Source organism: Dietzia papillomatosis NBRC 105045 (assembly GCF_001570845.1).
In the GTDB taxonomy this organism is placed as follows: domain Bacteria; phylum Actinomycetota; class Actinomycetes; order Mycobacteriales; family Mycobacteriaceae; genus Dietzia; species Dietzia cinnamea.
On the sequence record NZ_BCSL01000039.1, the window covers coordinates 1 to 24,961 of the forward strand.

General features: G+C 73.0%; 24 protein-coding genes. 16 read left to right on the plus strand and 8 right to left on the minus strand.

All coding sequences use genetic code 11. The features are described 5' to 3' along the window. Positions 1–174 precede the first annotated feature (174 nt). The 3 genes from tatA to DPA01S_RS12890 all read left to right on the plus strand — a co-directional run bounded on the left by tatA (position 175) and on the right by DPA01S_RS12890 (position 4,324). Positions 175–591, plus strand: coding sequence for a Sec-independent protein translocase subunit TatA (tatA, locus tag DPA01S_RS12880; RefSeq protein ID WP_061916814.1), 417 nt, complete (start codon positions 175–177; stop codon positions 589–591). A gap of 114 nt (positions 592–705) precedes the next feature. Continuing rightward, complete coding sequence (tatC, locus tag DPA01S_RS12885; RefSeq protein WP_232303148.1) at positions 706–1,680, plus strand: twin-arginine translocase subunit TatC; 975 nt, start codon at positions 706–708, stop codon at positions 1,678–1,680. Further along, positions 1,664–4,324, plus strand: a complete 2,661-nt coding sequence (locus tag DPA01S_RS12890) for a DEAD/DEAH box helicase (RefSeq protein WP_061916819.1) — start codon at positions 1,664–1,666, stop codon at positions 4,322–4,324. Before tatC ends, DPA01S_RS12890 begins: the two co-directional genes overlap by 17 nt. Positions 4,325–4,401: 77 nt before the next feature. On the opposite strand, the gene DPA01S_RS12895 is transcribed toward DPA01S_RS12890, so the two are convergent. Continuing rightward, entirely contained in the window at positions 4,402–5,331 is a 930-nt protein-coding gene (locus DPA01S_RS12895; RefSeq protein ID WP_061916822.1) for a 5'-3' exonuclease, read from the minus strand. Positions 5,332–5,471: 140 nt separating this feature from the next. Here DPA01S_RS12895 and DPA01S_RS12900 point away from each other — a divergent pair, with 140 nt between their 5' ends. Then, positions 5,472–6,578 carry a M24 family metallopeptidase gene (locus DPA01S_RS12900; RefSeq protein ID WP_061916825.1) on the plus strand — a complete coding sequence of 369 codons (1,107 nt, stop codon included), beginning with the start codon at positions 5,472–5,474 and terminating at the stop codon, positions 6,576–6,578. Between the two features lie 250 nt (positions 6,579–6,828). On the opposite strand, the gene DPA01S_RS12905 is transcribed toward DPA01S_RS12900, so the two are convergent. After that, the gene (locus DPA01S_RS12905) at positions 6,829–7,236 is read right to left on the minus strand and encodes a pyridoxamine 5'-phosphate oxidase family protein (protein ID WP_061228734.1); all 408 of its coding nucleotides are present in this window, start codon (positions 7,234–7,236) and stop codon (positions 6,829–6,831) included. A gap of 63 nt (positions 7,237–7,299) precedes the next feature. Here DPA01S_RS12905 and DPA01S_RS12910 point away from each other — a divergent pair, with 63 nt between their 5' ends. Then, positions 7,300–8,079: an SDR family NAD(P)-dependent oxidoreductase gene (locus tag DPA01S_RS12910; RefSeq protein ID WP_061916828.1), complete on the plus strand. Its 780-nt coding sequence runs from the start codon at positions 7,300–7,302 to the stop codon at positions 8,077–8,079. Beyond that, a complete protein-coding gene (locus DPA01S_RS16410; RefSeq protein WP_232303145.1) occupies positions 8,076–9,287 on the plus strand; it encodes a cobalt-precorrin-6A reductase in 1,212 nt (403 codons plus the stop codon). The genes DPA01S_RS12910 and DPA01S_RS16410 overlap by 4 nt, the downstream gene beginning before the upstream one ends. Here DPA01S_RS16410 and DPA01S_RS12920 read toward each other — a convergent pair. Continuing rightward, positions 9,279–10,301, minus strand: coding sequence for a ferredoxin-like domain-containing protein (locus DPA01S_RS12920; RefSeq protein WP_061228736.1), 1,023 nt, complete (start codon positions 10,299–10,301; stop codon positions 9,279–9,281). The two genes, DPA01S_RS16410 and DPA01S_RS12920, sit on opposite strands and share 9 nt — an antisense overlap. Before the next feature lie 137 nt (positions 10,302–10,438). On the opposite strand from DPA01S_RS12920, the gene DPA01S_RS12925 reads away from it, so the two are divergent. The 3 genes from DPA01S_RS12925 to DPA01S_RS12935 are packed head-to-tail and all read left to right on the plus strand — an operon-like array spanning position 10,439 to position 13,764. Next, the gene (locus DPA01S_RS12925; RefSeq protein ID WP_061228737.1) at positions 10,439–11,368 is read left to right on the plus strand and encodes a hypothetical protein; all 930 of its coding nucleotides are present in this window, start codon (positions 10,439–10,441) and stop codon (positions 11,366–11,368) included. 8 nt (positions 11,369–11,376) lie between these two features. After that, the gene (gene lnt, locus DPA01S_RS12930) at positions 11,377–12,984 is read left to right on the plus strand and encodes an apolipoprotein N-acyltransferase (protein ID WP_232303146.1); all 1,608 of its coding nucleotides are present in this window, start codon (positions 11,377–11,379) and stop codon (positions 12,982–12,984) included. Next, complete coding sequence (locus tag DPA01S_RS12935) at positions 12,985–13,764, plus strand: polyprenol monophosphomannose synthase (protein WP_061916832.1); 780 nt, start codon at positions 12,985–12,987, stop codon at positions 13,762–13,764. 92 nt (positions 13,765–13,856) lie between these two features. On the opposite strand, the gene DPA01S_RS12940 is transcribed toward DPA01S_RS12935, so the two are convergent. Next, positions 13,857–14,201 (minus strand): RNA polymerase-binding protein RbpA, encoded by a 345-nt coding sequence (locus DPA01S_RS12940; RefSeq protein ID WP_007633930.1) that lies wholly within the window; start codon positions 14,199–14,201, stop codon positions 13,857–13,859. Positions 14,202–14,329: 128 nt separating this feature from the next. On the opposite strand from DPA01S_RS12940, the gene DPA01S_RS12945 reads away from it, so the two are divergent. The 4 genes from DPA01S_RS12945 (at position 14,330) to DPA01S_RS12960 (ending at position 19,378) form a co-directional block, all read left to right on the plus strand. After that, positions 14,330–14,746: a hypothetical protein gene (locus tag DPA01S_RS12945; protein WP_007633928.1), complete on the plus strand. Its 417-nt coding sequence runs from the start codon at positions 14,330–14,332 to the stop codon at positions 14,744–14,746. After that, positions 14,743–16,473: an alpha/beta hydrolase gene (locus tag DPA01S_RS12950; RefSeq protein ID WP_232303147.1), complete on the plus strand. Its 1,731-nt coding sequence runs from the start codon at positions 14,743–14,745 to the stop codon at positions 16,471–16,473. Before DPA01S_RS12945 ends, DPA01S_RS12950 begins: the two co-directional genes overlap by 4 nt. A gap of 67 nt (positions 16,474–16,540) precedes the next feature. Beyond that, the gene (locus DPA01S_RS12955) at positions 16,541–18,889 is read left to right on the plus strand and encodes an ATP-binding cassette domain-containing protein (protein WP_061916838.1); all 2,349 of its coding nucleotides are present in this window, start codon (positions 16,541–16,543) and stop codon (positions 18,887–18,889) included. A 57-nt stretch (positions 18,890–18,946) separates the two neighbouring features. Beyond that, entirely contained in the window at positions 18,947–19,378 is a 432-nt protein-coding gene (locus tag DPA01S_RS12960) for a PaaI family thioesterase (protein WP_061916841.1), read from the plus strand. Positions 19,379–19,392: 14 nt separating this feature from the next. On the opposite strand, the gene DPA01S_RS12965 is transcribed toward DPA01S_RS12960, so the two are convergent. From DPA01S_RS12965 to DPA01S_RS12975, 3 genes are read right to left on the minus strand one after another with little or no spacing between them, the layout of a single operon-like run. Continuing rightward, entirely contained in the window at positions 19,393–20,721 is a 1,329-nt protein-coding gene (locus tag DPA01S_RS12965; RefSeq protein WP_061916844.1) for an FUSC family protein, read from the minus strand. Between the two features lie 45 nt (positions 20,722–20,766). Next, on the minus strand, positions 20,767–21,168 hold the full coding sequence (locus DPA01S_RS12970) for a hypothetical protein (RefSeq protein WP_061916847.1): 402 nt from the start codon (positions 21,166–21,168) through the stop codon (positions 20,767–20,769). 7 nt (positions 21,169–21,175) lie between these two features. Next, entirely contained in the window at positions 21,176–21,379 is a 204-nt protein-coding gene (locus tag DPA01S_RS12975; protein WP_007633914.1) for a sigma factor-like helix-turn-helix DNA-binding protein, read from the minus strand. Between the two features lie 255 nt (positions 21,380–21,634). Between DPA01S_RS12975 and DPA01S_RS12980 the strand changes: the two genes are divergently transcribed. Both DPA01S_RS12980 and DPA01S_RS12985 read left to right on the plus strand, forming a co-directional pair. Further along, positions 21,635–23,293, plus strand: coding sequence for an ABC-F family ATP-binding cassette domain-containing protein (locus DPA01S_RS12980; protein WP_198150779.1), 1,659 nt, complete (start codon positions 21,635–21,637; stop codon positions 23,291–23,293). Next, entirely contained in the window at positions 23,283–23,918 is a 636-nt protein-coding gene (locus DPA01S_RS12985; RefSeq protein ID WP_061916850.1) for a GyrI-like domain-containing protein, read from the plus strand. Before DPA01S_RS12980 ends, DPA01S_RS12985 begins: the two co-directional genes overlap by 11 nt. Positions 23,919–23,939: 21 nt before the next feature. Here DPA01S_RS12985 and DPA01S_RS12990 read toward each other — a convergent pair whose 3' ends face one another. Then, positions 23,940–24,374: a MarR family winged helix-turn-helix transcriptional regulator gene (locus tag DPA01S_RS12990; protein ID WP_007633908.1), complete on the minus strand. Its 435-nt coding sequence runs from the start codon at positions 24,372–24,374 to the stop codon at positions 23,940–23,942. A gap of 61 nt (positions 24,375–24,435) precedes the next feature. Between DPA01S_RS12990 and DPA01S_RS12995 the strand changes: the two genes are divergently transcribed. Further along, positions 24,436–24,915 (plus strand): DoxX family protein, encoded by a 480-nt coding sequence (locus DPA01S_RS12995; protein WP_083961623.1) that lies wholly within the window; start codon positions 24,436–24,438, stop codon positions 24,913–24,915. Positions 24,916–24,961: the final 46 nt, after the last annotated feature.

Consider the following 24,961-nt stretch of genomic DNA (forward strand, 5'->3'; position numbering starts at 1 on the left):
CCCGCCGTGCCGCCGAGGGACTGGCCGTATACGAGGCGGGCGACGACCCCGGCGACCAGCTCGTGAATTCCCGATGAACGACGAGGTCACGGGGGGTTTCGCTCGCTTGCGCGCTGTCGTCGTCGGCGGCGGGTGCGCTAGCATGGAAACGTTGTCAGACAAACGGAGGTTGACATGGGTGCGTTGAGCATCTGGCACTGGCTCATCGTCCTCGCGGTGGTGCTCCTGCTCTTCGGTTCGAAGAAGCTCCCGGACGCCGCCCGCGGCCTCGGACGGTCGATGCGCATCTTCAAGTCCGAGATCAAGGAGATGCAGAACGACGACAAGCCGGCCGAGGACCAGGAGCCGCAGGCGCTCACCCAGGGTCAGCCGAACGCCGCCCAGTACGCGCAGCCGCAGGCGAACCAGTACCAGCCGCAAGCTCCGCAGCAGTACCAGCCGCAGGGGCAGCAGCAGGGGCAGTCCCCGGCCCAGGGGTACCCGCAGGCTCCGCAGCAGCCCTACCAGCAGCCGGCGCCCCAGCAGGGTCAGCAGCAGTTCACCGACCCCACCGCCCCGTACCACGGCGGCCAGGGTCCGCAGGGGCAGTAGGCCGCCTCGTCCATGACACAGCCCGGGACCACGGACACCGGCGCCATCCGTCAGGGCGGCGCCGGTCGCCTGCTGTCCAAGCGACGCCGCAGGCCGCGTAACCCCGACGGCACCATGCCGCTCATCGAGCACATCTATGAGCTGCGGACCCGCCTGCTCATCTCGATGGCCGCGATCGTGGTGACGCTCGGCTTCGGCTTCTGGTGGTACGGCACCGGGTTCCTGGGCGTGCCGTCGCTCGGCGGCATCCTCACCGGCCCCTACTGCGACATCCCGCCCGGCGCCCGCCTCCAGCTGGGCGACGCTGGCGACGAGTGCCGCCTGCTCGCCACGGGACCGTTCGAGCAGTTCATGCTCCGCCTCAAGGTCGCCGCGACCGCCGGCATCGTCCTGGCCAGCCCGGTCTGGCTCTATCAGCTGTGGGCGTTCATCACACCCGGCCTGCACAAGAACGAGAAGCGCTACGGCATCGTCTTCACGATCCTGGCCGCGGTCCTGTTCATCGGCGGCGCGGTCCTGGCGTACGTCGTGATCGTCCACGCGTTGGAGTTCCTGCTCTCGATCGGCGACAACGTCCAGACCACGGCACTGTCCGGCACGCAGTACTTCACGTTCCTCATCCAGCTCATCCTCATCTTCGGCGTGAGCTTCGAGATCCCGTTGCTCATCGCCATGCTCAACGTGGCGGGTGTCGTGACCTACGAGACACTGGCCCGGTCGCGTCGCGGCATCATCATGGGCATCTTCGTGTTCGCCGCCGTCGCCTCACCCGGCCAGGACCCGTTCTCCATGCTCGCGCTCGCGGTGGCCGTGTGCATCCTGGTGGAGGCGGCCATCCAGTTCGCCCGCCTGCACGACAAGCGCAAGAAGAAGTCCCGCGAGGACTGGCTCGAGGTGGACGACGAGTCCGCCTCCCCGCTCGCCCCCGCCGACGGCCTCTGCGGTACCGGCCCGCTCGAACGACCCGAACCACTGACCCGACCCACCCCCTCCGCCGGTGCCGGCGTATCCGGTACCCGCGCGCCCGGCGACACCCGACCGCTCCAGGCCCCGGCCGGTGGCGGTTCGATCTATGATGACATCACCTGACGAGACCCACCCCGACGACCTGCTGGAGGGATTCCTCTCCGGCGAGGGCTTCGCGCCCGATCCGTTCCAGCTCGAGGCCTTCGCGGCCCTGGACGCCGGCCGGAACCTGCTCGTGTCCGCACCGACGGGGTCCGGCAAGACCCTTGTCGGCGAGTACGCGGCCTACCGCGCCCTCGCCGGCGGCGGACGGTGCTTCTACACCACGCCGGTCAAGGCGCTGAGCAACCAGAAGTTCCGGCAGTTCCGCGAGCGCTTCGGGCCCGAGAACGTCGGCCTGCTCACCGGTGACCACTCGATCGACGCGGACGCACCCGTCGTCGTGATGACCACCGAGGTGCTGCGCAACATGATCTACAGCGCCTCGTCGGCACTGCACGACCTCGACTGCGTGGTGATGGACGAGATCCACTACCTCGGCGACCGCTCGCGGGGCGTGGTGTGGGAGGAGATCATCCTCACCCTCGACCCGGCCGTCCTGCTCGTCGGGTTGTCCGCGACGCTGAGCAACACCGACGAGCTGGGGGACTGGATCACCGAGATCCGCGGCGACACCGCCGTCGTGCTCTCCGAGCACCGTCCCGTGCCACTGGCCCACATGCTCTACACGGACGGCGATCTCGTCCCCGTCCGCGCCGCCGCAGACCAGCGCCGGCGGGCCCGGTCCGGTTACCACGACGAGCGGATGGCCTCCCGCCCGCGTGCGCAGTGGGCCCGCCGTCAGGACGTCATCGAGCGGCTCGACGACGAGCATCTCCTGCCCGCCATCTACTTCGTGTTCTCGCGGGCGGGATGCGACGGCGCGGTCGCGCAGATGCGCCGGGCCCGGCTGCGTCTCACGACCGACGAGGAAGCCCGACGCATCGCCTCGCACGTCGACTCCGCGGTCGCGCAGGTCCCGCAACCCGACCTCGACGCGCTCGACTTCGCGGCGTTCCGCGCCGGGCTGGTCAACGGACTCGCCGCCCACCACGCGGGGATGCTGCCGCTGTTCCGCACGATCGTCGAGGAACTGTTCTCGGCCGGGTTGATCAAGGTGGTCTTCGCCACCGAGACGCTCGCGCTGGGGATCCACATGCCGGCTCGCGCCGTGGTGCTCGAGAAGACGACCAAGTTCAACGGCGACACGCACATGATGCTCACGTCCGCCGAGTACTCGCAGATCACCGGGCGTGCCGGCAGGCGCGGCATCGACACCAAGGGCACGGCGGTCGTGCTGGACCAACCCGACCTGGACCTGGACGCGCTGGCCGCGCTCGTCGACACCCCGCGGTTTCCGCTGTACAGCGCCTTCACGCCCGACTACTCGATGGCCGTCAACCTCGTCGAGCAACTAGGAGTGGAAGAGGCCACGTCCCTCATCGGACGGTCGTTCGCCCAGTTCCAGACCGATCGCACGCTGGTATCGCGGTCTCGCGCGATCGAACGGCGCTCCGACGAGCGTGACCGGATGCGCGCCTCGCTCGAGGAGGCCGGGGGAGACGCGGACCTCGACGAGTACATGGGCCTGCGCGCCGAGCTGAGCAGGCTCGAGCGCAAGTCCGAGAAGGCCACGCGCGACGACCGGCTCGACTCCGTGCGGTCGGCCATGCTCAAGCAGACAGCGGGCTCCGTCATCACCGTGGGCCGCAAGCGGTTCGGCATGGTCGCGACAGTGCTGCAGGTGCGGACCGACATCCCCTCGGACCCCGCGTTGCTCTGTCTCACCGATACCGGGTGGACCGGTTGGCTGCGCCAACACGACTTCGCGGCACCGCCCGTGCCGGTGGGCCGCGTGGACCTGCCCAAGGGCCGCCGAAAGCTGGACGGGAGGGCCAAGCGCGCGCTGGTCCAGCGCATGGAGCACCTGCGAGGCAAGGCCAAGGGTCGCATGAAGAACGCCGGCGGCAAGCCGGTCCGCAAGGATCCGCGGATCGCAGCGGCCCGCCGGGCCCTGCGCCAGCACCCGCTGCACGACGACCCCCGGATCGACAAGCTCGCCCGCCTGCACGACCGGTGGGCCCGCGCCGACGCCGACGTCGCCGGCCTCACCGCCGAGGTCGACGCCGACGCGGACTCGTTGGCCCGACGGTTCCGCCGGATCGTCGACCTGCTCCGCCATCTCGGTTACCTCGAGGAGGTCGACGGCGTCCTGCGTGCCACCGACGCGGGCCACCTGCTCGCCGGGGTGCACACTGAGCAGGACCTCTTCGTGGCCGAGTGCCTGCGCCGCGGCGTGTGGCAGGGTCTCGACGCGCCCGGGCTCGCCGCCGTGATCGCGACCATCGTCGCGCACCCGCGTACCGACTCGGCGATTCGCGAGCCCTCGGACGAGGTCCTGCGGTCGGCCCTCGCCGAGACCGAGCGGGTCGCGGTGGACGTCGCCGAGGTGGAGCGTGCACACCGGCTGCCCGCGACCCCGGACCTGGACGCCGGGCTCGCGCCGGTCCTGCACCACTGGGTCTCAGGGGGTGCGCTCGCCTCGATCCTCGCCGCGTCGTGGCAGGAGGGCGTCGAGCTCACGGCCGGAGACTTCGTCCGGTCCGCGCGACTCGTGGTGGATGTGCTCGCTCAGGTCGGCCAGGTCGCCGAGCCGGACCTCGCCCGGACCGCCCGCTCGGCGGTGGGATCACTGCGCCGCGGCGTCGTACTCGACCACATGGCCTGAGCCCACCCGCGGGCCGCGTCCGTCGCGTTGAACCGCGCGGTTCACCACCATGGTGACGACGGCCGCCCGGAGTCGGGTCAGGCCTCGTCGAGGACCGCCGTCGCCTCCACCAGTCGGCCGATCGCGCGCGCCTGGCCCGTCGACTCACCCAGCGACTCGATCCGCCCGGTGTCCACCGGCCCGCGACGGCCGTCCACGTCGCCGTCGAACTGCACGTCGAACGCGCGCCCGCCCAGCCGGACCACCCCGCGCGCCGCGGCGAGGTAGTCGGCGCCCTCGGTGATCGCCTTCCGATGGCGGGCGCTCATCGCCGAACCGGGGTCGCCCGCGGCGGCGATGATCCCGTCCAGGTCTCCGTACTCGCGCAGCAGCGTGGCAGCGGACTTCGCGCCGATCCCCGCGACGCCCGGCAGTCCGTCCGAGGCGTCCCCGACGAGCACGGCGTAGTCCGCGTACGCCCGCGCGTCGTCGCCCGCCGGCAGGTCGAAGCGCTCGGCCACGACCCGCGGGGTGTACGCGAGCCGCTTCTTCATCCCGGCCCCCACGTACACGACGGTGGTCGTCGCCGAGGCCAGCTGGAACAGGTCGCGGTCGCCCGTGACGACCAGCACCTCGCGATCGCGAGCGGACAGCGCTGCCAGCACGTCATCGGCCTCCGCGTCCTCCGCCCAGGCCTGGGCGAGGCCCGCGGCGCCGAGGACCTCGCGGATCGCGCCGACCTGCGGGCCCAGGGATTCGGGGGCGTCCTCCTCGCCGTCGTCACCCACCCGGTGCGCCTTGTACGACGGCAGCAACTCCACCCGCCAGTCAGGGCGCCACTGCCGGTCCAGGGCGGCCACCAGGCCCGTCGGCGAGTACTCCTCGACCAGCACGGCGACCATGTCGCAGAACCCGCGCACCGCGTTGGCCGGGGCGCCGTCGGGCCCGGTGATCTTCTCGGGCACGGAGTGGAACGCGCGGAACCACAGGCCGGCGCTGTCGAGAACCATGAGCGGGCCCTGGGACACCGCGCCTCCTTGTGGGTCGGGGATCACGCCGGTCAGGGGTCATGCCGGCCGGGAGTCCTGCTGATCGCGGGTCACGAGCGTCCGCTGCCCGCCAGGTTAGTCTCCCGCGACCCCGCCCGCCGCGCGCCTAGTGTGGGGGCATGACCACTCCCGACCCGCAGCTCCACTCCCGTCGCCTGACCGCCGTCCGCGATCGCGCCGGCGCCCTCGGAATCGACCACCTGGTGGTGTACTCCGGCGAGGACATGTCCTACCTCACCGGCGAGCGCATGGACTCCCACGAGCGGCTCACCGCGCTGGTCGTGCCCGTCGCCGGCGGAGAGCCGCTGCTCGTGCTGCCCGCGCTCGAGCTCACCGACGTCACTCGTCGCGCCGCCGAGCGCGTGGGCGCGGGGATCCACCCGTGGTCCGACGGGACCGACCCGGTGCCGCTCGTGGCGGGGAAGGTCGCCGGGCGGGTGGCGGTCTCCAGCGCGTTGCCGGCGCTGCACCTGGTGCCGCTCCGTGACGGCGTCGACGGCGAGGTGGTGCTCGCCTCGGAGGTGATCGACCACGTGCGGGCCGTGAAGACCCCCGACGAGGTGGAGCAGCTCGCCGAAGCGGCCCGCCGTATCGACGCCGTGCACGCACGCATGGGGGAGTTCCTCCGGGTGGGCCGGACGGAGGATCAGGCGGGCGAGCTCATCACGGCGGCCATCGAGGCCGAGGGACTCACGCACGCGGAGTTCGTGATAGTGGGATCGGGCCCGCACGGCGCTGACCCGCACCACGGCGTGTCGGACCGGGTGATCGAGTCCGGCGACATCGTGGTGGTGGACATCGGCGGCCCACTGCCCAGCGGGTATCACTCGGACTGCACGCGAACGTACTCGATGGGGGAGCCCTCCGCCGAGGTCGCCGAGAACTACGAGGTCCTGCAGGAGGCGCAGCGGTTGGCGCGCGAGGCCGTGCGTCCGGGCGTCGCGATCGGCGAGGTCGACGCAGCGGCCCGCGAGCACCTCGCCGCCGCCGGCCTGGGCGAGCTGTTCATCCACCGCACCGGCCACGGAATCGGGCTGGGGCTGCACGAGCCGCCGTTCGTCATGCGCGGGGCCGACACCGTGCTCGAGGAGGGGATGACGTTCTCGGTGGAGCCGGGCATCTACCGGCCCGGGCAGTGGGGCGCACGGCTTGAGGACATCGTCGCGGTGACCGCCGACGGCCGGCGCGACCTCAACACCGGGGAACGCGGCCTGCGGGTGCTCTGACCGCTGACGCCCGCCCAGCCGCTCCCGGATCCGCTCCCCGGCCTGGCGTCTCGCTCCCGTCGATGCACGCGAGAACCGCAGCCGCTCCTCAACTTGGCGCCTCGCCCACCCCGCGCGGTGCGCGCGAGACGCCATGTTCGCGTGCGGCTGCGCCCGAAGGCCGCCCTGCAGCCGCCCAGCATCGCCGCCCGCCCCGTACACGACCCCCCGGAGATCGAGCCAGAGCGACCGAGCCTCCGAGCGACCGAGGTCAGGCGCCGGTGAACATCTGGGCCGAGCCCAGGACGCGGTCCACTTCGATGGCCACGACCACCCGCTCGGGGTTCGGCGTCGGCTCGCGGTAGCGCAGTGCGTACCGGCGCTCTCCCTCACGGACGGCGTCGGGGTCGTCGAGCAGCCGGGCGGTGCCCTCGAAGGTGAGCCACCGACCGCGGTCGACGTGTGAGACGGCGGCGCGTCCGCCCCGGGCGGCGTTGCGGGCCTTCTGGGAGCCGCGCCGGGTGATCACGCGCGCCAGCCCGCCCTCGACGTCCACGGTGAAGCCCACCGCCACGACGTGAGGGGACCCGTCGCGCCGGAGCGTCGTGAGCGATCCCAGGTGGTACTCGGACAGGAACCGGTGCGCCTCGTCGGAGAGCTCTGCCAGGGTGTGCGCCATGCAGCCGAGCCTGCCACAGCGACTGGGCGCAGGGCGCGCAGGTGTGCGTGGGAGACTGGGCGCATGCCCACACCTGCAACCCCGTCGCCCCGGCCCGCGTCCGGCGGAGAGGTCGTGGTGGTCTTCGGTGGCCGCAGCGAGATCGGCCTCGCCGTCGCCCACCGCCTCGCACCCGGCCGGACGGTCGTCTTGGCGAGCCGACCCGGGGGCGACGTGTCCGCGCTCGAGGCCCCGCTCGTCGAGGCCGGCGCGGCGGCCGTGGAGTTCGTGGACTTCGACGCCGACGACCTCGACGCGCACGCGGCCGTCGTGGACGGGATCGAGTCCCGCGTCGGGCCGATCGACATCGCCGTCCTGGCGTTCGGGATCCTCGGCGACCAGGAGGTGGCCGAGCGCGACTCCCGCGCCGCGGCCCGGATCCTGCACACCGACTTCGTGGCGCAGGCCGCGTTGCTCACGGTGCTGGCCGAGCGGATGAAGCCGCGCCGGGCCGGTGTGCTGGTGGCGTTCTCGTCTGTGGCGGGGCAGCGGGTCAGGCGCGCCAACTACGTCTACGGTTCCGCGAAGGCGGGGCTGGACGGTTTCGCCTCCGGCATGGCAGATGCGCTGCACGGCACGGGCGTCACCCTGGTGATCCCCCGCCCCGGGTTCGTCATCGGCCGGATGACCGAGGGCATGGACCCGGCGCCGTTCTCCTCGACACCGGACCAGGTGGCGGACGCGGTGGTCGAGCGGGTGCTCGAGCGGCGGGCCGGGGTCGTGTGGATCCCGTGGCAGCTGCGGGTCATGTTCGCCGTGGCGCGGCTCGTACCGCAGCCCGTGTGGAGGCGGATGCCGCGGTGAGCGCTCCGCCACGGCCGGGTCCCGACCCGCCGGCCGTCCACCTCGTCGGCACGGGCCCCGGACCGGTCGATCTGCTCACTGTCCGCGCGTCCCGGCTGATCGCCATGAGCGGCACCTGCCTGTGCGACTCCGACGTGGGCGCGGCGTTGTCGTTGTGCCCGCCGACGGCCCGGGTCGTCGACGCCACCGATCTCCCGCCGGAAGACGCTGCGGCGCGGATCCGCGAGGCGGTGGAACGCGGAGACCGGGTCGTGCGGCTCTACGCCGGGGACCCGGCGCAGCACTCCGCACTGGCCGCGCACACGCGCGCTCTCGACGCCGCGGAGATCGAGTGGGAGCTCGTGCCCGGGATCCCGGTGGCCGGCCACGCAGCGCCGACCGCGCCCACGACCGTCGACAGCCCGGTCACGGCGCAGACGACGCCCCCGTCCGGCGAGCCGAGCGGCGGGCCGTCCGGCGAGCCGGGCCTCATCCTCGTCCTCGGCGGCACCGGCGAGGCGCGGCGGCTGGCCGATCTCCTGGTGACCGCCGGTCTGGACGTGGTGACCGCGCTGGCCGGAAAGGTCACGCGCCCGCGGCTGCCCCGCGGTGAGGTCCGTATCGGCGGGTTCGGCGGCGCCGAGGGCCTGGCGCACTGGCTGCGGGAGAACGCGGTGAGCGCGGTGATCGACGCGACCGACCCGTTCGCCGACGAGATCTCGACCGACGCGGTCCACGCCGCCACGGAGACGGGGACTCCGCTGCTGCGGCTGCACCGCCCGCCGTGGGCCGAACGCCCCGGCGACGAGTGGATCCGCGTCCCCGACACGCGGGCCGCCGCGCAGGTGGTGGCCGAGCGGTTCCGCCGCCCGATGCTCACCGTCGGCAAGCAGGGCGCGTCCGAGTTCGCCGGCGACACCCGCGGCTCCTACCTCATCCGCTGCTCGGAGCCACCGCCCGGACCGTTGCCGCACCGCTACCTGCTGGTACTCGACCGCGGGCCGTTCGGGGAGGACTCCGAGCGGACGTTGATGTCGCGGCACCGGATCGACGTCCTCGTCACGCGCAACAGTGGCGGCGACAGTTCGGCGGCGAAGCTGGCGGCCGCCCGGGACCTCCGTATCCCGGTGGTGATGGTCGACCGGCCGGAGGCGCCGCCCGCCCCCGAGACGGTGCACTCGGTCGACGAGGCCGCCCGCTGGCTGGTGGGGCGGTTCGGTTCACGCTGAGCCGGGCACCCAGGGCGAGGTCGCGTCGAAGATCATCCCCATGGGCGCCAGCACCCGCACGACCTGCTCGGCCATCCCCTCGGTGAGCCCGTGCAGTCCGATCACCCCGTCCGCCGAGACGGTGCCTGGCCGCTCCACGGCGCCGAGGAACTCGGCGAGCCGCGCGGGGATGACGCCCTCGGCGACCACGGCGAGGAGGCTGACGAGCCCGTCGGAGGTGTCGACCCACCCGACCGTCGGAGGAGCGGCCGCAAGCCGCCCCTCTACCTGGGTAGAGGGGGACGTGACCCGCGCGCCGGCGTCCCTGGTGACCGTGGTGGTGAGCGGGTGGGAGTCCAGGGCGACGACGACGAGGTCGTGCACCTCCCCGGACGCGGGCACGTCGGCCGGGCCCGCGGAGCGCGCGAGGTGGGCTGCCACGTCCGCGAGGACGACCGCCGCGTGGTCGAGCCGGACCCGGACGGCGACCTCCCGGCCGGCGACGTGGATCCGCGCGGTGCCGTCTGTGCTGTCGACGACGGCGGCCAGGTCGGGGGAGTGCGCCAGGACGTCTCCCGAGCCGTCGTCGAGCCCCAACAGGAGTCGGCCGGCGAGGGCGTCGATCCCAGCGTGACCGGCCAGCGCCGCGGAGAGCCGGTCGGGCAGGTCGGCGAGGCCGTGGTGGCCGTCGAGCAGGCCGGCCAGCGGCGAGGCCAGGACGACGGGCAGGCGGCGCGGACCGCCCGGGGGCAGGAGGCCGGAATCCGTGGCGCGCTCCCAGAGCCTGCGCACGGTGGGACCGTCGCCGTCCCGCTGGTCGCTTCCCGGCGGTTCGGGTGCGATCCCGCGGAGCTCGAGTCCGCCGCCGGCGACCGTGTGGACGGCGCCGCCGTGGTCGGCCGCGAGGGCCGCCAGAGCGGTCCAGTCGGCGGGGCGCAGGCGGCCGCCGGGGAAGTGCAGGCGGGCCCTGTCGCCGTCGGTGGTCGCGGAGACGCCCCGGGGGCCGGGGTGGTGGTCAGCGGCGGAGTCGTCCATGGCGGACCACAGTATCGGCCGGCCCGGTCGCAGGGGGACCGGCGCTCGGGGGCACGGCGGCGGTCCGACGGCGGTCCGTGGCGTGACGGGGGGTGGGCGGGCCCGGCGCCCCGGCGCGCTCGGGGATAATCGGACGCATGACCGCATTCCTGGCCACCGGGGGCCGCGTCCTCACGCCCGCCTCCCGAGACGCCACCGCGCTGGCGCACGAGAACGGCCTCATCGTGTGGGCCGGTTCCGACGCCCCGGGTCCGGCCCTCTTCCCTGACGCGGAGCGGGTCGACCTGGCGGGGGACTGGGTCGCCCCGGCGTTCGTCGAGTGCCTCGCCGACGGGCTCGACCTCGCGGCCGCCGCCGCCCGCGGGGTGGTCCCCGCCGTACTGACGGAGGGCCCCGGGCCGGACGCTCTCGACGACCCTGCCGTGCTCGAGGAGAGGGTGCGCGCGGGGGAGCGGGTGGTCCTCGGGGCCGACGCCGACCCGAGGCACCTCGCCGCGGAACTCACCCGCCTGGCCGACGAACTCGGCGGGCCCGCGGTCGCCCGGTGCACCCCCGTCCTCGTCGGCGGGGTGGCGGGCGGCGCGGCGGCCCCGGATGACGACACCCTCGCCGCCCTCGCCGCCGTCGGTACGGTCCTCCTCCTGCGTCCGCTCGTCGACGACCTCACGGGCACCGATCTCGTGCGCATCGCCGCCTCCGGCGTCGCGCTGGCGGCGTCGACGCGGGCCGGTGACGAGGTCCGTCCGTGGGACGCCCTGCGCGCCCTGACCACCGTCGAGGGCGGCCGGGGGCTGTCCCCGCGCGCCGCCTTCACCGCCACCACCCGGGGCGCCCGCCGCGCCTCCGGGGCCCGCGACGGCGCGGCCGGCACCCTCACCCCGGGTACGCCCGCCACCTTCGCGCGCTGGGAGACGGGCGAGCTGGTCGTGGTCGCGGCCGACGACGCCGTCCAGCGCTGGTCCACCGACCCGCGGTCGGGGGTGCCGCCCATGCCCGACCTCACCGGCCCGGACCCCGTCCTCCGCGCGCTCGTCGTGGACGGCCTGCCCGCCGGCCCCGCGGTCTGATGCCCCTCATGACCAGGCTGGCCTTCGCGGCCGCCTCCGGCGCGCTACTGGCCGCCTCGTTCCCCCCGGTCGGTCTGTGGTGGACCGCTGTTCTCGCGATCGCGCTCCTCGTCGTCGTCCTGGCCCCCTCCGGCGACCACCCGCCCCGGGCACGCACCGGCGCGCTCCTCGGCCTCGTCTCCGGCCTGGCGTTCTTCCTCCTGTTGGTCCCGTGGGTCGGTATGTACGTCGGCGCCTACGCCTCCTGGGGCCTGTCGCTGGTCGAGGCCCTCTACCTCGCCGCGTTCGGCGCGGGCGCCGTGGTCATCCTGCGCGCCGGACTCGACCCCGGCCCGCGGTCCGCCGCACGCGCGCTCAGCGCGGTGCTCGGCGTGGCCGGCTGGTGGTCGGTGTGGGAGTGGGTCCGGTCGTCCTGGCCGTGGGGAGGCTTCCCGTGGGGCCGGTTGGCGTTCGGGCAGGCCGACGGCCCCCTGCTGCCGCTGGCCTCGCTCGGCGGGACGCCGCTGCTCGGGTTCGTCGTCTCCGCCGTCGGCGCGGCCCTCGGGGTGGCCGTCGTCCTCCTGCTCCGCCGCGACGCCGACAGCGGACGGCGAGGGGCCCGCGCGGCCGCCGGCCTCCTGTCGGTCCCGCTCATCGCGGTGGGTCTGGTCGCCGGCGCCGCCCTCACCCCGAGCGGGGAGCACACCGACACCGTGGAGGTCGCGGTGATCCAGGGCAACGTCCCTCGCCTCGGCCTGGACTTCAACGCGCAGCGCCGCGCGGTCCTCGACAACCACCTCGACGTCACGGCCGGGTACGCCGACGACGTCGAGGCCGGCACCCTCCCGCGTCCCGACCTCGTGCTGTGGCCGGAGAACGCCTCCGACATCTCGCCGCTCGACGACCGCCTCGCCGGCGCGCAGATCAGTGCCCTGTCCCGGCGCCTCGACGCGCCGATCCTCGTGGGCACCGTCCTGCCCACGGGCCAGGGGCGCGAGGCCACCAACTCCACCCTCGTCTGGGACGCCCGCGACGACGTCGGCGGCGGTGCCGGCTCCGACCGGGTCGCCGACCGGCACGACAAGAAGTACATCCAGCCCTTCGGGGAGTGGCTGCCGATGCGGGTCCTGTTCGAGGCGCTCTTCCCGATCGCGCAGGCCGCCGGTCACTTCGTCCCCGGGGACGGCGACGGGCTGGTCACCGCGAACGGGGTCGAGCTGGGCGTGGCGATCTGCTTCGAGATCGCGTTCGACGCCGCCGCCCGCGAACCCCTGTCGCGCGGCGCCCAGATCCTCACCGTCCCCACCAACAACGCCACCTTCGGCCACTCGGCCATGACGTACCAGCAACTGGCCATGTCCCGGGTCCGCGCGGTGGAGCACAACGTGCCCGTCCTCATCGCCGCGACCAGCGGTGTGAGCGCCGTCATCGGCCCCGACGGGCACGTGCGGCAGGAGACCGACATCTTCGAGCCGGCGGTGCTGGCGGCTCGGGTCGAGGTCGACGGGGCCGGTACAGTGGCAACCCGACTGGGCGGCGTCCCGCAGGCGGTGAGCTGCCTCGTCGGGCTCGTCGCACTGGCCTGGGCGCTGGCCCACACCCGCCGACGGCCCGTGACCCGACACGAGGAGACGTAAGTGACCGAACCGACGACGCCGGGCGGCAGCGCGCCCTCCGGGCGCACGCTGGTGATCATCCCCACCTACGACGAGCGGGACAGCCTGCCCGGCGTCGTGGAGCGCCTGCTCGCCTCGGCCCCCGACGTGTCGGTCCTCATCGCCGACGACAACAGCCCCGACGGCACCGGGGAGGTCGCCGACCGTCTCGCCGCCGACGACCCGCGCGGCCGGATCTCGGTCCTGCACCGCACCGGCAAGCAGGGCCTCGGCGCCGCCTACATCGCCGGGTTCCGTTGGGGACTCGAGCGCGGGTACACGGTGCTGGTGGAGATGGACGCCGACGGCAGTCATCCGCCCGAGCGACTGCCCGCCATGCTCGAGGCCGTGGACGGCGGCGCCGACCTGGCGATCGGGTCCCGCTACGTCCCCGGCGGCTCCGTGGTCAACTGGCCGTGGCAGCGCCACGTCATCTCCCGCGGCGGCAACATCTACTCCCGCGTCATGCTGGGTGTCGGCATCAAGGACATCACCGCCGGCTACCGCGCCTACCGCGCAGACGCGCTGGCCGAACTCGACCTGGACGCCATCGAGTCCAAGGGCTACTGCTTCCAGATCGACATGAGCTGGCGGCTGCTGAACAACGGGCGGCGTGTGGTGGAGGTCCCCATCACCTTCACCGAGCGCACCGTGGGGCATTCCAAGATGAGCGAGTCGATCTTCCGCGAAGCCGCCGTCAACGTGGCCCGCTGGGGCTGGGAGAAGCGCCGCGCCCAGCTGCGTGCCCTGCTCCGGCGCTGAGACCCGAACGCCCGGGGGGCCCGACGCGCCCGTCAACGGCGGACGCCCCGGCCCCCTCGGAAGGGGACCGGGGCGTCATGCCACCGGGTGGATCAGCGCGCGCCAGCGCGGCGCCGCTTCTTGAGCAGGTCCATCCGCTCCTTGAGAAGCTCCTCGAGCTCCTCCAGGGAACGCCGCTCGAGCAGCATGTCCCAGTGGGTGCGCGGCGGCTTGCCCTTCTTCACCTCGACCGCGGGGCCGTCGATGAGCTGGCCCTCCTGGCCGTTCTTACACATCCACGTGCCGGGGATCTCGGCGTCATCGGCGAACGGCACCTCGTAGACCTCGCCGTTCGGCGTCTGGTACCGGGCCATGCGGCGGGGCGCGAGGTCGTGGTCCCGGTCGGTCTCGTAGCTCACCGCTCCGAGGCGGCTGCCCCTGAGGACTCGATCTGCCATGCGAACTCCTTCTGCCGTGTTCGTCTGCGTCAAAGCACTGCGGTCACATCACCGCGCTGCGGTCAATTCTGCGGATCGACACGACGCTGCGTGGTTCCTGCTCGTATCAACGCCAGAGGAACCCCCAAATGTTCCCACGCCCCGACGCCGCGGGCCACCCCGGGGGCGACCTGGGTACCCTTTCATCCGTGGATTCCGACGTCCGGGCAGAGCCCCCCGCCCCCCGGCGGGGCGAGGCGTCCTGCGCGTGGTGCGGTCGGCCCGTCGACGAGGGCGGCACCGGACGGCGGCGGCGGTACTGCCGTCGCTCGTGCCGACAGCGCGCCTACGAGCAGCGCCGGTCGCTACGGATGCAGGACCTGCCCGAGGGGACGGTCGTGCTGTCCGAGGCCGAGTCCACCGACCTCATGGACCGGATGTTCCAGCTGCGCTGCGCGTGCGAGGACCTGCGGACCGCGATCGCCGAGGGCGAGGACCCGGCGGAACTGGCGCGCATGTCGGAGGACCTCGTGGCCGCAGCGCGCCGGGCCGAGCGGCTGCGGTGAACCGAACAGCTGCGGTGCGCAGTGTCGGCGAGGTCCTGCGGACGTGGTGGGATCGGTGGCGGCCCTCCGTCACGGGTCTCATCGTCGCCGCGCTCGCGGCGTGGGTCTCACTCATGCCGTCGCTGCTGCCGCGGGCGTGGCACTACCAGGGCATCGTCACGGGGGTGTCGATGCTGGTCGGCTACGGCGTCGGCGTGGCGCTCCGGACCCTGTGGCGGCGCGTCGTCGCGCCCCGCATCAGCCTGCACCCCGACCTCACCGCGCTGGGGGACCGCCTGCTGGCGTTCGCGCGGCTGTCCGCACCGTACGTATTGGTCGTCTACCTCATCACGGCCACCGCCACGGCGATCCGCTGGCAGGACCAGGTTTCCGACCTCGTCGAGTCGCCGCGCCCACCGTGGGCGGACTACATGCGCATCCCGTGGGTCGCGCTGGGTCTCTTCGTCGCGCTGCTGATCGCCGCCCGGGGCCTCCGGGCGGCGTACCGGGCCTTCGTCCGCGCGGTGCGCCGCCGGTTCGGGATCGGGGAGTACACCGCCCGGCTGGCAGGGGTCGTGGTGGCCGCCGCGCTGCTGCTGGGCATGGTCCAGGGCGTGCTGCCGCGCCTCTTCTTCGACGCCGCCAACCAGATTTTCAGCGCCCAGAACAACGAGGACCTGCCCGACGCCCGCCCGCCGCGCGAACCCGAGAAGTCAGGGGGCCCGGGTTCACTCGTGGACTTCGAGGACCTGGGCCTGCAGGGCCGGCGGTTCGTCAGCGGCGGCGTCGACCGGGAGACGCTGAGCGAGCTGCTCGGCGAGGAGGCGAAGGAGCCGATCCGGGCCTACGCCGGCCTGGAGTCCGCGCCCACGGACGACGAGCGCTCCGACCTCGTGGTGGCCGAGCTCGACCGGACGCGGGCCTGGGAGCGGGAGTCCGTCGTGATCGTGCCGACCACCGGCACCGGGTGGATCAACCCGCACGCCGCCCAGGCGATCGAACTGCTCTCCGGCGGTGACGTCGCGACGGTGGGCACCCAGTACTCGTTCCTGCCCAGCTGGATCTCATTCCTCGCCGACCGCGAGAAGGCGGAGGCCGCCGGGCGCTCGCTCGTCGAGTCGGTGGTGGAGTGGCGCGACTCGCTGCCCCCTGACCTGCCGCGGCCGGCACTCTACGTCTATGGCGAGAGTCTCGGCACCCAGGCCGGGGAGGCGGCGTTCTCGGGGATCCGGGACATCCGCGCCACCGTGGACGGCGTGCTGTGGATGGGCCCGCCCAACTCCAACCACATCTGGCACTCGCTGGTCGAGCGCCGCGACCCGGGCACGCCGGTCACCGAGCCGGTGTACGCCGACGGCCTGCTGGTGCGCTTCTCCGAGGACCCGGCCGAGCTCCGCGACGACGACAGCCCGTGGATCCCGCCGCACGTGCTCTACGTCCAGCACGCGACCGACCCGGTCGTGTGGTGGACGCCGGATCTGCTGTTCGACCGTCCCGCGTGGCTCGCCGAGCCCCCGGGCAAGGGCCGCCACCCCGGCATGTTCTACATGCCCGTGCTCACGTTTTTCCAGGTGACGGCCGATCTCGGCAACGCGGTCGGCGGATCCCAGGGCTACGGCCACCTCTACGATCATCAGATCCTCGACGGGTGGGCGGCCGCGACGGGCCGCGAGGGGTGGGACGACGACGAGTTCCAGCGGTTCGCGGAGCTGCACGCCGTCGCCATACTCAATCAGGACCGCGGCTGACGCCTTCCCCGTCCCGGGTCCGTGTTCTAGCGTTGCCTCGGAGAGAACCGGCCCAGGAGACGCGCGAATGAGCACCCACACCGCAGACATGCACGACATCATCCGCGTCCTCGGCGCGCGGGAGAACAACCTCCGCTCGGTCGACGTGGAGCTGCCGAAGCGGCGGTTGACCGTCTTCACCGGTGTCTCCGGGTCGGGTAAGAGCTCGCTGGTCTTCGCGACGATCGCCGCGGAGTCGCAACGGATGATCAACGAGACCTACAGCGCGTTCGTCCAGGGGTTCATGCCGACGCTGGCCCGGCCGGACGTCGACGTGCTGGAGGGGCTGACCACGGCGATCGTCGTGGACCAGGAGCGGATGGGCTCCGACCCGCGGTCGACGGTGGGGACCGCGACCGACACCGGCGCGATGCTGCGGATCCTGTTCAGCCGGCTCGCCCGGCCCGCCATCGGCGGCCCCAAGGCGTATTCGTTCAACGTGGCATCGGCCTCCGGGGTGGGGACGCTGAAGAAGGCCGACGGCACCCGGCAGAAGGCCGAGTTCACCATCACCGGCGGCATGTGCGTGCGGTGCGAGGGCCGAGGGTCGGTCTCCGACTTCGACATCGACGCGCTCGTGGACCGCTCGAAGTCGCTGGCCGAGGGGGCCATCACGGTCCCCGGGTACTCGATGGACGGGTGGTACGGCCGCATCTACTCCGGGTCCGGGTTTTTCGACATGGCCAAGCCGGTGGGCGAGTTCTCCGGGCGCGAGATGGACGACCTCCTGCGCAAAGAGCCGGTGAAGATCAAGGCCGACGGCATCAACGTGACGTTCGAGGGGCTGATCCCCCGGATCCAGAAGTCGATGTTGTCCAAGGACGTCGAGGCCATGCAGCCGCACATCCGGGCGTTCGTCGAGCGGGCCGTGGTCTTCACGACGTGTCCGGAGTGCGACGGCACGCGGCTCAACGAGGGCGCCCGTTCGTCACGGATCGGCGAGCACAACATCGCCGACGTCTCGGCCATGCAGATCACCGACCTCGCCGAGTGGCTGCGCGGACTCGACGAGCCGTCGGTGGCCCCGCTGTTGGGGTCGTTGCAGCACACGCTCGACTCGTTCGTGGAGATCGGGCTGGGGTACCTCTCGCTCGACCGGCCGGCGGGCACGCTGTCGGGCGGCGAATCCCAGCGGGTCAAGATGATCCGCCACCTCGGGTCAGCGCTGACGGACGTGACCTACGTGTTCGACGAGCCGTCCATCGGCCTGCACCCGCACGACATCGACCGTATGAACGGGCTGCTGCTGCGCCTGCGGGACAAGGGCAACACCGTCCTCGTGGTCGAGCACAAGCCCGAGACCATGGCGATCGCCGACCACATCGTGGACCTGGGCCCCGGGGCAGGGTCCGAGGGCGGGGAGATCTGCTTCGAGGGCACGGTGGACGGGCTGCGGGCCAGCGGCACCGTCACCGGCCGGCACCTGGACGACCGCGCCTCTCTCAAGGACTCGGTCCGCGCGCCGGCAGGGTGGATCGAGGTACGCGGGGCGAGCGCGCACAATGTGCGGAACGTGGACGTGGACATCCCTCTCGGGGTGCTGTGCGTGGTGACGGGGGTGGCGGGCTCGGGCAAGAGCTCGCTCATCCACGGCTCGGTGTCCCCGCGGGAGGGAGTCGTCGCGATCGACCAGTCGGCGATCCGGGGCTCGCGCCGCAGCAACCCCGCGACCTATACCGGCCTGCTCGAGCCCATCCGCAAGGCGTTCGCCAAGGCGAACGGGGTCAAGCCCGCGCTGTTCAGCCCGAACTCGGAGGGCGCGTGCCCGACGTGCAAGGGCGCGGGGGTCATCTACACCGACCTCGGCATGATGGCGGGTGTCGCCACGACGTGTGACGACTGTGAGGGCCGCCGGTTCCAGGCCGAGGTGCTCGAGTACCGGCTGGGGGAGCGCAACATCGGCGAGGTGCTGGCGATGTCCGTGGCCGAGGCGGAGGACTTCTTCTCGGCGGGCGAGGCGCGCATCCCTGCGGCCCACAAGATCCTGGTACGCCTGCGGGACGTCGGGCTCGGATATGTGCGGCTCGGGCAGCCGCTCACGACGTTGTCCGGGGGCGAGCGTCAACGCCTCAAGCTGGCCGCCCAGATGGCGGACAAGGCCGACGTCTACGTGCTGGACGAGCCGACGACCGGCCTGCACCTCGCGGACGTGCAGAATCTACTCGGCATGCTCGACCGGCTCGTCGACGCCGGCAAGTCGATGATCGTGATCGAGCACCACCAGGCGGTGATGGCCCACGCGGACTGGATCATCGACCTCGGCCCCGGCGCGGGCCACGACGGCGGTCGCGTGGTGTTCGAGGGCGCCCCGGCCGACCTCGTCGCCGACGCGTCGACGCTGACCGGGGAGTACCTGGCCCGCTACGTCGGCGGGTGACACCCGTCTCGGGGGCCGGGCGCCGTCCATCGCGACACCCGGAGGTAGAAAGACGTCATGTCCGACTCCCGCGCTGTCCCTGATTCCTCGTCCTCCGCGAGCACGTTCGTCCGCGTCTCCGGCCTCGTCGTGGACGAGGTGAGCGCCACGTCCCTGCGCGGACACGCGGACCTGGGCGCCGACCATCTCACCGACTGGGGGACCGTGCACGGTGGCGTGTACGCGAGCATCGTCGAGTCCGCGGGCGGGGCGGGTGCCGGGTACGCCGTTGCCGACCGGGGTCAGGTCGCTGTGGGGGTCCACAACGGGACCGACTTCCTGCGCGCCTCCACCGGTGGGAGGGTCGAGGTGACCGCCGAGGCCCTGTTCCAGGGCCGTAGTCAGCAGCTGTGGGACGTGGTCATCACCCAGTCCGAGACCGGGAAGGTGCTGGCCCGCGGTCAGCTGCGTCTCCAGAACGTCGACCGCCCGGACGGCACTCGCGCGTGAGAGAGCGGGCCGGCTCAGCCGAGTCCGGCGCCCACCCGTCGGCACTGTTCGCGGATCCGCGCGTCGGCGGGATGATCCGGCTCGGTGGGCCGCCACCCGGAGGGCAGCTCCAGCTCGGCGAGGTCCGTCCACTCCTCGGCCGTGCCCGTGACGGCGTCCCGGTCGCGTGCGCCCAGCAGGAGGTACCCGGCGTAGGTGACCGCTTCCGCGGTCCGCGACTCGGGGGAGTCACCGTGTCCGTCCGCGATCAGCAACGAGTTGCTGCTGTTGAGGTCGCGGAGCGCGGACGCCAAGGTCGGTTCGTCCGGAGCCAGTTCGTCGCCGCGCGTGTACCGGGCGATCTCGCGGAGCGCACGCCGGGTGTCCGCGCGAACGGCCCGGTGATGCGCCCGGCGGCCCAGTCCCCAGAGGACGACCAGCGCGACGAGCACACCCACGACCGTGTCGAGCAGCCGCTCGCCGACCAGCGGCAGCGGCTGGTCCGGGACGTCGCCACCGGAGGCGATGAGTAGCGCGAGCGGGGTGATGAGCGTGACCGCCAGACCGTAGTTGCGGGTGACCAGCAGTTCGATCGAGAACTGCAGCACCACGATCAGTCCGATGAGCCACCAGCCCGACGGTTGCAGCGCGGCGACCAGCAGGAACACCCCGAGCCCCGCGACCGTGCCGGTCAGCCGGTGCAGCGCCCGGTAGGTCCGTGCCACGCGGGGCCCGCCCTGGTGCAGGACGAGTGCGGAGAAGGCGATCACCCAGTACAGGTGCGGCTGGTCGGACCCGGCCAGGAGGGTGAGCAGGACGATCGACACCGCGGTGGCGGTCCCCACCGACGCCGCCACCGACCACGGCTCCCCGGGCCACCGCAGCCCGTTCCGCAGTCGCCGTCGCAGCGACCCGATGTGTCTGCGCTCGTCGCGGACGATCTCCCGCTCGGCCCGCCCGGCCGCGGCGGCGGACGGCATCTCCACATCTGCGGATTCGGGGTCCCCTTCGAGCCACCGGCCGGCGTCGGGATTGCGGGGATCCCAGGCGGGGTCGTCGCCGGGCACGATGTGTCGGCTCGCCCGCGCCGCGCGGGCGTCGTACTCGCGGTGGGCGGTGGCGAGCTCGGCGCTGATCGGCCCGGAAGGAGTCCACATACCCTCGGCGACGGCCTCTTCGGCGTCGGCGAGGGCCTGGGCCGCGGCGCGGTGTTGCGGCCGGCTGTCGGGTCCCGGTTCGGTGGCCGCGTAGGCCGCGACCGCGTCCCGCGCGCAGCGCACCGCTCGACGTTCCGGCCGGCGTGGATCGGGGAGAAGGTCCGCCATGGTCACCAGCCACGCCACGACGGCACCGACCGCGGTCATGCCCGGGACGAGGGCGGGTTCGGTGCCGTGCTCGCCGACCAGCAGTTACGCGATGCCGGCGGTCAGCACGAGGAAGTACGACCCGGGCGGACCGACGCGCAGCGCCAGGCACAGCCCGGCGGTGACGGTCGCCAGCAGCACCGCGGTCACCGCGAACGCGAGGTGGGAGCCCGCGGTGAACGCGCCGAGGGAGGTGGCGACGACCAGGCCCAGACCGATGCCGGCGACGGTCGCGGCGCGACGACGCAGCGGGGCGGCCGGGGCGTAGAGGACGGCGAAGGTCCCGGTGACGGTGAGCAGCCCCAGGTCGAAGCGCCCCAGCAGCGTCGGGACCGCCAGGCACAGCAGGACCGTGAGCCCCGCCTTGGTCGCATTGGGCAGCCGCGGGGGGCTCGGGGCCAGCGTGACGAGTGGTCGCAGGAGTTCTCCGGTTCGCGTCCTCGCCATGTGCTCCTCAGGCCGTCCTTCCGAATCGCTTGTGCAGTGCCTGCCTGCTCACCCCCAGGACCGTGCCGATCTCCGCCCAGCTCAACCCGTGCACTCTGGCGAATCGCACCGCGGCCGCCTCCTCGCGGGCGATCTCGGCCTTGGCCCGCGCGATGGCGGCCAGTCTGTCGACGGGGGAGTCCTCCGCGCTGAAGTCGAACGTCGTCTCCATTGTCACCACCTCATCCGTCAACCTACGTTGACACTACCGGCGATGTCAACCAGAGTTGACGCCAAGGGTGCGTCCCGGGGCGGTCCCGGGATACACTCCCGGGCATGTATCCCGGTGCCATCACCATGAAGCCCTGGCCCCGCCGCTGACGGCGGCGGAGACCACCTTCACCCCTCTCTCTGCACGCCGTCCACGGGCACACGCCGGGCGGCCATCTCGTGCTACCCGGCTCCACGACGAGCCGAAGAGGGCACCGTGCACCACGACCAGCATCATCACCAGCACCACCGACTCCCCGCGGGCCACCGCGCACACATCCGCCTGACCGACGTGGCGGTGACGCTCGGCGACCGCACCGTCCTGACCGGCGTCGACCTCACCGTCTCCGCGGCATCGCGGCTCGCCGTGGTGGGGGAGAACGGTCGGGGCAAGACGACGCTCCTGCGCGTCCTGGCCGGGCGGCACCGCCCGGACTCCGGAACCGTCTCACGGGTCGGACGGATAGGGACCGTCGACCAACACCTGGACGCCCCCGCGGCGCGCACGGTCGGCGACCTCGTCGCCGAGGAGATCGCCGACAGCCTCGCCGCCCTGCGCGCGTTGGACGCCGCCGCCGACGCCATGGGAGCCGGGAAGCCCGGCGCCGAGGACGAGTACGCGGCCGCACTCGAGCTGGCCACCGCACTGGACGCGTGGGACGCCGACCGCCGCGTCGACGTCGCGCTCGCCGGGCTCGGCGCGTGCGACGACCGCGCGCGCCCGCTGGCGTCGTTGTCCGTGGGGCAGCGCTACCGGGTCCGCCTGGCCTGCGTGCTGGGCGCGCACCACGACCTGCTGCTGCTCGACGAGCCGACCAACCACCTCGACGCGTCCGGGCTGGAGTTCCTCACCGCCCGGCTGCGGGCGCACCCCGGCGGGGTCGCCGTCGTCTCGCACGATCGGGCGCTCCTGCGCGAGGTGGCGACGCATTTCTGCGACCTGGACCCGAGCCCGGACGGGAAGCCTCTGGTGTTCGGCGGCGGCTACGAGGGTTGGCTCGAGGGGCGCCGTCGTGTGCGCTCCGCGTGGGAGCAGGCCCACGCCGAGCAGCTCGACGAGCACCACAGACTCGCCCGCGCCGCGGACGAGGCTCGGGACCGGCTCCGCGACGGGTGGCGCCCCGCGAAGGGACACGGCAAGCATGAGCGGTCGACGCGCGCGGGCGGCACCGTCCGGGCGTTCGTCCGCCGCCGCGAGGAGCTCGAGCGCCACCGCGTATCCGTGCCGCCGCCTCCGCCGCGGTTCCGGTGGCCGGCGTGGGACGTCCCGGCCGGGCAGCGGGTGTTGACCTGCCGTGAGGTCGTCGTGTCGGGGCGGCTGCGCACGCCGGTTTCGTTCTCGCTCGACACCGGCGACCGACTACTGGTCACCGGCCCGAACGGGGCGGGCAAGTCGACGCTGCTCGCCCTGCTCGCGGGGGAGCTCGTCCCGGACCGTGGGGCGGTCGATCGTCGTCCTGCCGCGCGGGTCGCGTACCTGTCCCAGGAGGTGCCGGAGTGGGATCCGCTGCGGACCGCGGCGCAGATCTACACCGAGCACGTCAGTCGGCTGGGCCGTGCCGACGCGCCGGGGCTGACGTCGACCGGGCTCCTGGACCCGCGCGCCGCCGCCACCGCGGTGAGCCGGATGTCGCAGGGCCAGCAGCGTCGCCTCCACCTCGCGCTGTGCCTGGCCGCGCGGCCCGCGCTGCTGATACTGGACGAGCCGACCAACCACCTGTCGTCAACCCTGGTGGACGGGCTCACCGAGGCGCTGGTCACCGCGTCCTGCGCGGTGGTCGTGGCCACCCACGACCGTCAGCTCCTGCGGGACCTGTCCTCGTGGCCGGCCCTCGCCCTGACGCCGTCGGGAGTAGATTCTGCGCATGTCCGCTAACGCGAACCCCGGAAGCGTCGACATCAAGCGGCTGCGACGCGACCTGTACTCGGGCCGCGTCGGGCGCATCGACACGGTGGAGGTCCCGCCCATGTGGTTCCTGCAGGTCGACGGCCGCGGCGACCCCGACACCGCGCCGGCCTACCGCACTGCCGTCGAGTCGCTGTACGTCCTGTCGTACGCGATCCGGGCGATCGCGAAGTCGGAGCTCGGGCGGGTCCACACCGTGGGCCCGCTCGAGGGGCTCTGGTACGCCGACGATCCGCGGGTGTTCACCGCGCGGGACAAGGACGCGTGGAACTGGACGATGATGATCTGGCAGCCGGAGTGGATCACGCCGGAGGTCGTCGCCGCCGCGGGGGAGAGGGTGACGACGACGAGGGGCTCGGACGCCGGGGAGCGTGTGCGGTTCGCCCGGTTCGCGGAGGGTACGGCAGTGCAGACGCTGCACGTGGGGCCTTATGACGAGGAAGGGCCGGTCATCGCGCGGATGCACGCGGAAGCGATCGCGGGCCGGCGCGCGGCGCTGTCCGGCCACCATCACGAGATCTATCTCTCGGATCCGCGCAGGGTCGAGCCCGCGAGGCTCAAGACGATCCTCCGCCAGCCCGTCGCGTCCGGCTGAGCCGCCGCCGCGCCGGGTCCGCTACGCGCCGGCCTCGAGAGAGTCGACGAGGCGCTGGGCGAGCGTGCGCAGTTGCAGCAGGTCCTCCTCCGACATGTCCAGCCTGCCGAGCAGGGAACACTGGATCGTCTCGGCCTCCGCGCGCAGCTTTTCGCCGGACTCGGTGAGGTGGACGTGGACGCTCCGGCCGTCGTCGGCGGACCGCGAGCGGGCGACGAGCCCGGCGTTCTCGAGGCGCGCCAGGAGCGGGGACAGTGTCCCGGAGTCCAGGTGGAGGCGGTCGCCTAGCTGGCGGACCGTGAGGCCGTCCTCCTCCCACAGGGCGAGCAGGGCGAGGTACTGCGGGTAGGTGAGGCCGACCGAGGCGAGGGCGTGCCGGTAGGCCGAGGTCGAGGCGCGCGAGGCCGCGTAGAGGGAGAAGCAGACCTGGTGGTCGAGGCGGAGATCGGCGGGCATGGGTCCCAGTATCCCGGACATACCGGTTGCGCTCAACTCAGTTGTGCGCAACACTTCCGGAATGGACGATCTCACCCAGTCACACCGGACCGCACCCACGCAGTCGTCGACCCGCAGGGGCCGGCGCATCGGGGAGGTGGCGCGCCACGTCGGCCGCTGGGCGCTCGGCGCCGCCCTGCTCGGCGCGGGCACCGGCCACCTCACGACCATGCGGCAGGAGTTCCAGGCGCAGGTCCCGACGTGGGTGCCGCTCGACCCGGACTTCGTCGTGGTCGCGTCCGGCGTCGTCGAGCTGGGCCTCGGCGCCTCGCTCATCCTCGCTCCGGCCCGCTTCCGTCCCGCGGTGGGCGGGGTGGCCGCCGCGTTCTTCGTCGCGATCTTCCCGGGCAACATCTCGCAGTACGTCACCGGCACCGCGGCCTTCGGGCTCGACACCGACCGCGACCGGTTCGTCCGACTGTTCTTCCAGCCGGTCCTCGTCGCCTGGGCCCTGTGGTCGACCGGTGCGTGGCGCGCATGGCGGGCCCGGTCCCGCCGCTGACCGCCTCGGTCGCCAACGGGCGCGCGGCGAGGGCGGCCGTGCGTAG

Coding starts and splice junctions, on each gene's coding strand:
- DPA01S_RS12985 (WP_061916850.1), top strand. CDS start 23,283: ATGTCCGCTAACGCGAACCCCGGAAGCGTCGACATCAAGCGGCTGCGA.
- DPA01S_RS12910 (WP_061916828.1), top strand. CDS start 7,300: ATGCCCACACCTGCAACCCCGTCGCCCCGGCCCGCGTCCGGCGGAGAG.
- DPA01S_RS12890 (WP_061916819.1), top strand. CDS start 1,664: ATGATGACATCACCTGACGAGACCCACCCCGACGACCTGCTGGAGGGA.
- DPA01S_RS12905 (WP_061228734.1), bottom strand. CDS start 7,236: ATGGCGCACACCCTGGCAGAGCTCTCCGACGAGGCGCACCGGTTCCTG.
- DPA01S_RS12990 (WP_007633908.1), bottom strand. CDS start 24,374: ATGCCCGCCGATCTCCGCCTCGACCACCAGGTCTGCTTCTCCCTCTAC.
- DPA01S_RS12945 (WP_007633928.1), top strand. CDS start 14,330: ATGTTCCCACGCCCCGACGCCGCGGGCCACCCCGGGGGCGACCTGGGT.
- tatA (WP_061916814.1), top strand. CDS start 175: ATGGGTGCGTTGAGCATCTGGCACTGGCTCATCGTCCTCGCGGTGGTG.
- DPA01S_RS12940 (WP_007633930.1), bottom strand. CDS start 14,201: ATGGCAGATCGAGTCCTCAGGGGCAGCCGCCTCGGAGCGGTGAGCTAC.
- DPA01S_RS12975 (WP_007633914.1), bottom strand. CDS start 21,379: ATGGAGACGACGTTCGACTTCAGCGCGGAGGACTCCCCCGTCGACAGA.
- DPA01S_RS12955 (WP_061916838.1), top strand. CDS start 16,541: ATGAGCACCCACACCGCAGACATGCACGACATCATCCGCGTCCTCGGC.
- DPA01S_RS12925 (WP_061228737.1), top strand. CDS start 10,439: ATGACCGCATTCCTGGCCACCGGGGGCCGCGTCCTCACGCCCGCCTCC.
- lnt (WP_232303146.1), top strand. CDS start 11,377: ATGACCAGGCTGGCCTTCGCGGCCGCCTCCGGCGCGCTACTGGCCGCC.
- DPA01S_RS12965 (WP_061916844.1), bottom strand. CDS start 20,721: ATGACCGCGGTCGGTGCCGTCGTGGCGTGGCTGGTGACCATGGCGGAC.
- DPA01S_RS12970 (WP_061916847.1), bottom strand. CDS start 21,168: ATGGCGAGGACGCGAACCGGAGAACTCCTGCGACCACTCGTCACGCTG.
- tatC (WP_232303148.1), top strand. CDS start 706: ATGCCGCTCATCGAGCACATCTATGAGCTGCGGACCCGCCTGCTCATC.
- DPA01S_RS12920 (WP_061228736.1), bottom strand. CDS start 10,301: ATGGACGACTCCGCCGCTGACCACCACCCCGGCCCCCGGGGCGTCTCC.
- DPA01S_RS12995 (WP_083961623.1), top strand. CDS start 24,436: ATGGACGATCTCACCCAGTCACACCGGACCGCACCCACGCAGTCGTCG.
- DPA01S_RS12960 (WP_061916841.1), top strand. CDS start 18,947: ATGTCCGACTCCCGCGCTGTCCCTGATTCCTCGTCCTCCGCGAGCACG.
- DPA01S_RS12900 (WP_061916825.1), top strand. CDS start 5,472: ATGACCACTCCCGACCCGCAGCTCCACTCCCGTCGCCTGACCGCCGTC.